At 38.7% G+C, this 5,899-nt stretch carries 5 protein-coding genes; 1 reads left to right on the top strand and 4 read right to left on the bottom strand.

The window, feature by feature from the left end:
- Positions 1-187: 187 nt before the first annotated feature.
- Positions 188-2,110, bottom strand: coding sequence for an ATP-dependent zinc metalloprotease FtsH (gene ftsH, locus ACEYKX_RS03045; protein ID WP_373767015.1), 1,923 nt, complete (start codon positions 2,108-2,110; stop codon positions 188-190).
- 78 nt (positions 2,111-2,188) lie between these two features.
- A complete protein-coding gene (gene rlmE, locus ACEYKX_RS03040; RefSeq protein WP_373767012.1) occupies positions 2,189-2,815 on the bottom strand; it encodes a 23S rRNA (uridine(2552)-2'-O)-methyltransferase RlmE in 627 nt (208 codons plus the stop codon).
- A 220-nt stretch (positions 2,816-3,035) separates the two neighbouring features.
- Between rlmE and ACEYKX_RS03035 the strand changes: the two genes are divergently transcribed.
- Positions 3,036-3,824: an enoyl-ACP reductase gene (locus ACEYKX_RS03035; RefSeq protein WP_005714049.1), complete on the top strand. Its 789-nt coding sequence runs from the start codon at positions 3,036-3,038 to the stop codon at positions 3,822-3,824.
- Positions 3,825-3,986: 162 nt separating this feature from the next.
- Here ACEYKX_RS03035 and ACEYKX_RS03030 read toward each other — a convergent pair whose 3' ends face one another.
- A complete protein-coding gene (locus ACEYKX_RS03030; protein ID WP_373767011.1) occupies positions 3,987-4,751 on the bottom strand; it encodes a hypothetical protein in 765 nt (254 codons plus the stop codon).
- A gap of 11 nt (positions 4,752-4,762) precedes the next feature.
- Positions 4,763-5,899 (bottom strand): DarT ssDNA thymidine ADP-ribosyltransferase family protein (locus ACEYKX_RS03025; protein ID WP_373780441.1); only part of this gene is annotated, 1,137 nt, incomplete at its 5' end.

Below are 5,899 nucleotides of genomic sequence, written 5' to 3'. Positions count from 1 at the left end.
TCCTCCTATATTCTGAATTTTGGTTGTCAGCCTTATTCATTATAGGAGGATTTTTTTATTCTGTTCATCGCTTAAGCTCTTTGATTCCATACGCATAGCGTATGGTTTTTATAGCTAGACTTTGTCTAGCTATAATAAAAAAACCGAGTTATTTTCATCACTCGGTTTTTTTGAAAATCAATACCGCTTATTTCGCATCTGCTTCATTATCTGCTACGGAATCGCTTAATGTCGTTTCTGTCGCTGATTTTTTGTCCGTCTCATGCTCTTCTGAAGACGATGCTGTCGGCGTGCTATCACCGCCACTTTCATTCCAACCTGCTGGTTCACCGACCGGTTTGCGCTCCATTAAGTTTTTAATCTGCGGCATATCGATGGTTTCATATTTCATTAACGCATCTTTCATCGCATGCAAAATATCCATGTTTTCTTCCAACACTTTTCTTGCTCGCTCATAGTTGCGATCAACGATTTTACGAACTTCTTCATCAATCAATTTCGCCGTTGCTTCCGAAACCACTTTTGGTGCGCCAAAGCTTTCTTCCTCTTTATAAAGGATCGGACCTAAATTCTCTGAAAAGCCCCATTCCGTCACCATACGACGAGCAATATTAGAAGCGACTTGAATATCACTTGATGCCCCGGTTGAGATATTTTCTTTACCGTAGATCAACTCTTCCGCCAAACGTCCGCCATAGGTACTTGCCAATTTTCCTTCAAGCTGTTTATGACTGATACTGATTTTATCCCCTTCCGGCAAGAAGAAGGTAACTCCCAGCGCACGTCCGCGAGGAATAATCGTTACTTTATGTACCGGATCGTGTTCCGGCATAAGATAACCGACAATTGCATGCCCGGCTTCATGATACGCCGTCGAAATTTTTTGTTCTTCGGTCATAATCATTGAACGGCGTTCCGGTCCCATATTGATTTTGTCTTTCGCTTTTTCAAAATCATTCATGGTGACAACACGTTGATTTGCTCGTGCGGAAAATAACGCGGCTTCATTCACCAAATTCGCTAAGTCTGCGCCGGAATATCCCGGTGTACCACGAGCGATAATCATCGGATCAACATCCGGTGCCAGCGGCACTTTTTGCATATGAACTTTCAAAATCTGCTCACGACCTTTGACATCCGGTAATCCGACCATGACTTGGCGGTCAAAACGTCCCGGACGGGTTAACGCGTTATCCAATACGTCCGAACGGTTCGTCGCGGCAATCACTATAACGCCTTCGCTTCCTTCAAAACCGTCCATTTCAACTAACATTTGGTTCAACGTTTGTTCACGTTCGTCATGCCCGCCGCTAAAACCGGCGCCACCGCGTTTACGACCAACCGCATCAATTTCATCAATAAAAATAATACAAGGCGCATTTTTCTTGGCTTGTTCGAAAAGATCCCGTACACGTGACGCACCGACACCAACGAACATTTCAACAAAGTCGGAGCCTGCCATTGTAAAAAACGGCACTTTTGCCTCACCGGCAATCGCTTTTGCCAATAACGTTTTACCCGTTCCCGGAGGACCAACCATTAACACGCCTTTCGGAATACGTCCGCCCAATTTCTGGAACTTGCTCGGATCACGTAAAAAATCAACAACTTCCGCCACTTCTTCTTTGGCTTCATCACAACCGGCAACGTCACTAAATCGGGTTTTGATTTGATCCGGCGCTAACATTTTGGCTTTGCTTTTGCCAAAGCTCATCGCTTTGCCGCCGCCACCTTGCATTTGGCGCATATAAAATATCCAAAAGCCGATTAACAGTAGCATCGGGAACCATGAAATGATGATTTGTGAAAGCAATCCGCGACGTTCTACCGGTTCACCTTTAATTGTGGTATTGGTTTTAGCCAAATCCGCCAGTAAATATTCATCATACATCGGCATCACGGTTTGATATTGCGAACCGTCCGTGCGGGTAACATTGATGATTTCTTCCCCGCGTTTAAAATCGACTTCTTTCAGACGATCATTTTTAATGTCATTTAAAAACGTCGAATAAGCCACATTACTCGTCGTCCCGAAATTGCCGTTAAAACCTTGGAATGCCGTCATTAACGTTAAACCGACTACCACCCAAAGTAAAATATTTTTAAACATATCGTTCAAGGTTTTTACCTCTTATATTTACACTGAAAAATCTTGTCAAGGTTACTACAAATAAAAGGGATATTCCACTTATCCTTTGTAACCCGTTGCGACGATGTACACTTCACGCGAACGATCCCGTGAAGCTTCCGGTTTACGAACTTTCACGGTGCTGAATAAGGCGCGAATCTCTTTTAAATATTCGTCAAATCCTTCTCCTTGGAACACTTTGACCACAAAACTGCCCTTTGGTGCCAATACTTGGCGACACATATCCAACGCCAGCTCTACCAAATACATTGCCCTCGGAATATCCACCGACGGCATACCACTGAAATTCGGCGCCATATCAGACATCACCACATCCACCTTGCCCTCTCCGACTCGCTCCAACAACGCATTTAACACGCTTTCTTCGCGGAAATCGCCTTGCAAAAAATCCACCCCGACAATCGGATTCATATCTAAAATATCACAAGCAATTACTCTACCTTGGTTGCCGATTTGGGTCACCACGTATTGCGACCAGCCGCCGGGAGCCGCCCCTAAATCGACAACGGTCATCCCAGGTTTAAATAAGCGATCCGTTTGTTGAATTTCATCTAATTTAAAATAAGCTCGGGAGCGTAATTTTTGTTTGTGTGCTTTTTGTACGAATTGATCTTTGAAGTGCTCTGCAAGCCACCGCGAAGAGCTTGCACTACGTTTTCTGCCCATTGGTTTACTCTGTGATAAAAAATTGATGGATATAATAAGGCTGAAATAGCGTATTTCAAGGAAAAAGTTAAATTTTTGTAAGATTTTTCCGCGGTTTATTTGTAAAAAGCAACTCCGATCTGACCGCTTGTATTTGCCTGTTTCCTCAAAATATCGTTATAATTCACAAGTTTTGCTTCATATGGGCAGATTATTACATCATTTTACAGAGGAACAAATTATGGGCTTTTTAGCTGGAAAACGTATTTTAGTCACAGGTTTAGCAAGCAACCGTTCGATTGCTTACGGTATTGCAAAAGCAATGAAAGCACAAGGTGCAGAATTAGCGTTTACTTATTTAAACGACAAACTTCAACCACGCGTTGAAGAATTTGCCAAAGAATTTGGTTCAGACATCGTATTACCATTAGATGTAGCAACCGATGAAAGCATCACCAACTGCTTTGCAGAATTAAGCAAAAAATGGGAAAAATTTGACGGTTTCGTTCACGCCATCGCCTTTGCACCGGGCGATCAATTAGACGGCGACTATGTCAATGCCGCAACCCGTGAAGGCTACCGCATTGCCCACGACATCAGCGCATATAGCTTCGTGGCAATGGCACAAGCAGCACGTCCATTCTTAAACAAAGACGCCGCATTATTAACCCTTTCTTACTTAGGTGCAGAACGTGCGATCCCTAACTACAACGTTATGTGTTTAGCCAAAGCATCACTTGAAGCAGCAACTCGCGTAATGGCAGCAGATTTAGGTAAAGAAGGTATTCGCGTTAATGCGATCTCTGCCGGCCCAATCCGTACGCTTGCGGCATCAGGCATCAAAAACTTCAAGAAAATGCTTGCGGCATTCGAACAAACCGCCGCATTACGCCGTACCGTAACGATTGAAGATGTGGGTAACTCAGCGGCATTCTTATGTTCAGATCTTGCTTCAGGCGTAACAGGCGAAGTGTTACACGTGGATGCAGGCTTTAGCATCACAGCAATGGGTGAGCTAGGCGAAGAGTAATTGCTTTTTAAATTGATTTATAAGGACAGGTTTATGCCTGTCCTTTTTTAGAACAGAATTTATCAAAGAAATACACTGATGTTGCATAGCACTTGTTTAAGGCACTACGCAACAGATTGCACATTGCGGTTCTGATTTAGCGATGTAATGTTTATTATCTTTTTACTCTAAAGGTAATAATTCCTGATGATTAATTTTTTCTGCCATTCCTTTTCCTTCATATTTATCAAAATCCTTGATAATAGCTAAGAAATTTTCTTTTCGTTGTTCTTTGGGAATTTTACTATCTGTAAAATCTTTAATTAAACCTCCCCGCCATTCTAATGCTTTATATAATGCGACAGAATAAGCCTGACAATTAATACTCTTTTTATGATTAAATTCAATATCAGTAAATGCATCATAATGCATTATTTTCTTAGCAAGATCTTTATTATAATTTTCTAATACATTGATATAAATCCAATCATAAAAGGCGGTTTTAGGTTCAAGTTCCCATCGTAAATCAAAATAATCAAAGTGATCTAATATCTTATCCTTTAACCGTTCATCTTGTTTAGCTTCTCGAGAACTTTTTGTGAGAATATCTCGATATGGGCTATTGGGATCATTTTTAAATACTTTACTGGATTGAAAAATAGTTTCTACGGTAAACTTACTGGATTTGTTAGGAATAGTTCCCTCTAAATTAAATGCACTCAATTTCACCCCAAGATCGACAAAAGATTTTGAAGATATTTCTAATGGATTTTTAGCAATGCCTTGATTTTTAATATTTTCGTGTAAAGATAGTAGAGAACGCTGACGAACTTGAAAACTCATTCCTTTATGCCAGTCAAAAGCAACCTCTTTAACTTCTACTAGAACATTACCGTCTTTTTTAGGAATAAAAACTAAGCGTGTTGCTTTTCCTATTGAATTTGTCATTTGTTATTTCCTTAATGTTTTGTCCAATATTGATAATCAGAACGAGGTTTAAATAGTGTTTCATTTTCGTATTTTGCAGAGTTTAGATCGTTAGGTTTATAACAATCCATTCCATAGCCATTCTTTTTACATATATCAATAATCCATTCAGGTTCAATTTTTTCAATAAATACAACTTCTGCTTGCGGATTAGTTGTAAAATTATCAGGTATGTTCAGTTGATTACGTTCTACATATTCTAAATCTTCAAACATTGCTTTAAAAGCTTTAGCATTCATTTTATCTTTATTAAATCTTTCTTGATTTGATGCCGCATTATAACGACAAAAATATGCTTTTTTCTCCCATAATAGTTCAGGTTTTAATCGTAAAATAACCCAATCTTTATCAATATCTGCACCAAATTGGTTTTCTTGGTTTTTTCTTATGCCCCAGAACATTTTATAGTTTGGAAATGAAATTGAACAACAAATACCATCGGGAATATTATCAATACGATATTGATCGTTGTAATGATAAGAAATAACTTTTTCAGATAAAGTTTTTCTTCCTAATAATCCGTTTTCTAAAATATGTTTTAAATTATCTAAGCGAGTAAAATGAATAAGATATTTTATATTACGCTTTTCAATTTCATTTTTTATTGCTAATTGTTCATCATTTAGTTTATCTAAGTTTAATATTTCTCTAGTATTTTGAATGTTTTTTAGTAATTGTACAATTTGAATGTTTTGGATTTCATTTTGTCGTTTTAAATCTTTATCTTTTTCATCTAATAATTGAGGGAAGTTTTTAATCTCTTTAGGTGTTGTAAATTCTATTGTTTCTCGAAAAAGTTCAAATTTATTGAATTCTTTTGAAATTCTTTGAAAACCATCGTTAAAACCACTATTAATAGATTCAATGGAGCGATTTTTATCTTCGGTCAGACCAATGATAAAATTAATATATCTAACGTTTAAGAATGGGCTATAGAAATTTGGATAGGATTGGATTTCTTCTTTATAAGATTCAAGAAGTTTTATTTTTTCCTGTATTTCAGATGATAATTCTATTGGACGTTGGACGTTGGACGTTGGACGTTGGACGTTGGACGTTGGACGTTGGACGTTGGACGTTGGACGTTGGACGTTGGACGTTGGACGTTG

Source organism: Glaesserella sp. (assembly GCF_041817755.1).
GTDB lineage: Bacteria > Pseudomonadota > Gammaproteobacteria > Enterobacterales > Pasteurellaceae > Glaesserella.
This window is presented reverse-complemented; position numbering and strand designations above follow the sequence as displayed.